Annotated in this window: 5 protein-coding genes; 1 reads left to right on the top strand and 4 read right to left on the bottom strand. The window is 57.1% G+C overall.

All coding sequences use genetic code 11. The features are described 5' to 3' along the window. From CKO31_RS25420 to CKO31_RS27795, 4 genes are all read right to left on the bottom strand, one after another. Positions 1-145 (bottom strand): helix-turn-helix domain-containing protein (locus CKO31_RS25420; protein WP_200237831.1); only part of this gene is annotated, 145 nt, incomplete at its 3' end. A gap of 357 nt (positions 146-502) precedes the next feature. After that, positions 503-712, bottom strand: coding sequence for a type II toxin-antitoxin system HicB family antitoxin (locus CKO31_RS25415; RefSeq protein ID WP_200243519.1), 210 nt, complete (start codon positions 710-712; stop codon positions 503-505). A gap of 109 nt (positions 713-821) precedes the next feature. Further along, complete coding sequence (locus CKO31_RS27800) at positions 822-1,031, bottom strand: DUF4124 domain-containing protein (protein WP_369075151.1); 210 nt, start codon at positions 1,029-1,031, stop codon at positions 822-824. Positions 1,032-1,121: 90 nt separating this feature from the next. Then, a complete protein-coding gene (locus CKO31_RS27795) occupies positions 1,122-1,334 on the bottom strand; it encodes a DUF2845 domain-containing protein (RefSeq protein ID WP_369075150.1) in 213 nt (70 codons plus the stop codon). Between the two features lie 1,244 nt (positions 1,335-2,578). On the opposite strand from CKO31_RS27795, the gene CKO31_RS25400 reads away from it, so the two are divergent. Further along, a complete protein-coding gene (locus CKO31_RS25400; RefSeq protein ID WP_200243513.1) occupies positions 2,579-3,118 on the top strand; it encodes a hypothetical protein in 540 nt (179 codons plus the stop codon). Positions 3,119-3,244 lie beyond the last annotated feature (126 nt).

The raw sequence follows: 3,244 nt of genomic DNA, 5'->3' as shown, positions 1-3,244 counted from the left end.
ACAGCGTGCGCTCGTTCACGCCGAACGCCGCCGCTACTTCCGCCACCGGCTGGCCGCGCTTGACGGCGGCCACCGCCTGCATGCGCATGGTCTGCAATGACTGATGGTCGAGCTTGCGCCCGTCGGAGTCGCGTTTGCATTTCATGCCGCCAATATACCAGACCTGGCTTTGCTTTCGAGCGGCTTAGTAACGAGAAGCCTTTGTCCTGCTGCCCAACGTTCAGCACAGCCCGGCGCTTGGCCCGCCTGGCACTGCCTTGCAATTAAAGACCCAGCTCGACGCGGGCCAAGCGCTCGGGCTGGTGCACTTGTTGGGCCTGTTCATTGCTGCGCAATCTCCAACTGCCTACGGATGAGTCTGCAGAGACTCTCCCGAATCTCGGGGTGGCGCGGTACGGGGGCCTGCTTGCCGGTTGCAGGATTCGCGTAAATATCATGACGGCTACCGTGACGCTTCATTTAACAGCCTCCGCTGTCAGCTCCTTTACGAACTGACTCCGTTTCATGCCACGTCCAACAATATCCCTTTTGTATGCGCCGACGGATGTTTGCCTATTTGGTCATCCTGCGAGATTAGCTGATAGGCGTCGGCAATATTCTCTTCGAGTTCTTGAAGCGTTTCGCCTTGACTAAAGACCCCTGGTACTTCCTTCAGCTTTCCAACGAACCAACCATCGTCTTCCCAGAATTCAAGGGTAAATTCATGCTTCATTAGCATTGCCTCTTCAAGGTCGCGGTGTTCGAGGCCCAACAGTTATTGGGCGATTTTCTGGCCTTTGGAATTAATGGTGGACTGCCCCTATTCTCCCGCCACTTTCCCGCTAGGTTAATTGAACCTGGCCCCTTTTCCTGGCCCCTTTTCCTCTTTCTAGCGCCGCTTCGTGCGCCCGACGTTTCTCGTCTTGCACACTGATCCATTCTTGGTCGTGTCGTCGCTCCCCCTCGTTACAGGGTTGGTCGGTGAAGACAAACGAACCCGACGCATCGAGGCACTTGTATATCTCTGCTGTTGCAACAGCGGATGCGCTCACGCACGCAAGAAATAGGCCGACCCGCAGTCGGTTTGTGAAGTACACATTTCGTCCTCCCGAGCAGGAAACTTTTTTGAAGTACGGTAATGCTTATTCCCGGGACCCGTTGCTTATGTTCACCAGTCTATCGTCGTCGAAAATCAGAACCTTGAAGAACTTCCCTCTTCCCATCGAATAAATGGACTTCTTGACAGCGCCCCAAGGGCGGATGACCACAAAGTCATATTGCACGGGCTGACCGCACTTTTGGTTCACCTCTGACTCGTAGTCACCCACTTGGACGACTCCGGTTCCACACCGCATCGCGTACGTCGCAGGCGCCAGGGCGAGTGTCACAACGCCGGTCAACAACAACGCATATTTCATAGTGTTCAACTCCCGTTGGTTTGGTGTTCGAAGCTGTCGGCGCTTCTGCGGCTAACGTCAAGCGCTCGGGCTGGGGCCTTGATCATAACTCCGACCACTTTCTACGCCGGTGTCCAGCGCTCGAGACTAAGTGCCGGATTTGTCGGGGGTAGCGGAAGCGAAACCACTCGCAACGCTGGGTTTTAGACGGACTTATGATCAAGGCCCGGGCTGGTGCTCTGGTTGGGCGTCTTTTCATTGGATTAGAGAGCCAGTTATTGAGCCTGGCCCCTTTTCCTTCCTTCGGTTTTCAGAACGCCGTTGTTGTACGATTACATCTTTCGCGAGCTACATCTTCAGCCTCGCGTCCTATATTCGGAGAACTTTTCAGTGTTGGATATGAACCAACCTGCTTGAAGTAGGAAACTCCTCTACTGACACAAGCCTCAACCTTTGGGTCAGGGCCACTCGATTCACAGCCCAGGATGTTGACGAGCGAGACAGCAAGCACAACAGTTTTGACATACCTCATTATTCTTTCCTTCTTATGCCTAACACATCGCTTCGGCGACTCAACGCCCCTAAACACAATGGGTGTCCTAACCGCTCCCCGAGGGTCAAGGGAGATCGGTGTCCTCTAAGTTCAGTCGGACGCTTTCTTAAGTGTCGTGGGCTTTTAGGTGTTCTCTGTGCCGCAGTGTGGACACCTGTATACACCTCGGGGCAACAAGCGTAGGCAACTTGGATTCGCACATTTTCGCACGCCCGTTGCTGTCTTGGCGCCCTCCAACGACTTATTGGCATCTTGGGCGCGGAGGGGATCGCTGGCGTGGCGATTCCTGACAGACGCGCGTCGGGCGGAGGGCGTAATTGTGCTTTGAAGAACACCCTGGACGACTCCGATCACAACCGTAATCACAACTAGTCCCAGAAAAATCTCCCAATGCATCAGCAGAAGCCCGAACAGGGCCAATAGCAGATTGCCCCAAATGGGAAAAGTGATGATCACAAGGAACGCAATGAGTATTCCTCCAGCAATCTGAAGCATAACAACACTTCTCTATTGGTGTTGGGATGGTTCGCGCCATCGCGTCGGGTTCGTGGCAAGGACTTTCCGAGGCAAGGCCAACAGTTAACTAGGCAGCACCCAGTGTGTATTGAGCTACCCTGACGCCAGCCTAGCACAATATCGGAAGGCTTCAATGCGTGCTCCGACCGTTCGACCGAACACCGGCAAGAACCCGGCCGGTAGGCAGATCCCGCGCCGGGAATCCGGCCGGCCGTCCGGCTGGCATCGATACCTGGAGCTGCTGGTGCGCGAGGGGGTGGCCGCGAACGCGCGCTGCTGGTACGTGCAGCGGGCGGAGGACTTCGTGGCGGCGATGCGCCCGAAGCGGCTGTCTGAGCTGACGGTGGAGGAGATCACGGCGTTCTTTCCTCGCTACGCCCGTGATAATCAGCTGACGGACGGGCAGTTTCGCCAAACGGTTGATGCGTTGCAATTGCTGCTGGTTGACCTGGCGCAGGCAGGGGCTGCGCGTGAGGTGGACTGGGAGCATCTCCGGGAGTCCGGCCGGGCGCTCGAGTCAGCACATCCGACCCGGGCGGCCGCGATGTCGCCGGAGGCAGCGGTGGCCGGGCATCCGGTGTACCAGCGCGCTGCCGCCGCGCAGCCGCTGCTGCAGCAGCTGGCCCGCACGCTGCGGGCGGAGCGCTATGCCCTGCGCACCGAGCAGACCTAAGGCGGTTTCCAGAAAATTTTATACCGCTCATGCGGGAGCGCAGGCGGGTCGGATGAGGATATCCCACTTCGGCAAATCGGGGTTGCGCAGCAGCCGCGCTTCGACTTCGCGCCTGGCCTTGTTGGT

The sequence above is a fragment of the Thiohalocapsa halophila genome, assembly GCF_016583825.1.
Taxonomy (GTDB): domain Bacteria; phylum Pseudomonadota; class Gammaproteobacteria; order Chromatiales; family Chromatiaceae; genus Thiohalocapsa; species Thiohalocapsa halophila.
The sequence above is the reverse complement of the archived record's forward strand: the minus strand, read 5'-3'. Positions and strand labels throughout refer to the sequence as shown.

Bases quoted from the DNA above. Each gene is read 5' to 3' on its own strand.
- CKO31_RS25415 (WP_200243519.1), bottom strand. From the start codon at position 712: ATGAAGCATGAATTTACCCTTGAATTCTGGGAAGACGATGGTTGGTTC.
- CKO31_RS27795 (WP_369075150.1), bottom strand. From the start codon at position 1,334: ATGCGGTGTGGAACCGGAGTCGTCCAAGTGGGTGACTACGAGTCAGAG.
- CKO31_RS25400 (WP_200243513.1), top strand. From the start codon at position 2,579: ATGCGTGCTCCGACCGTTCGACCGAACACCGGCAAGAACCCGGCCGGT.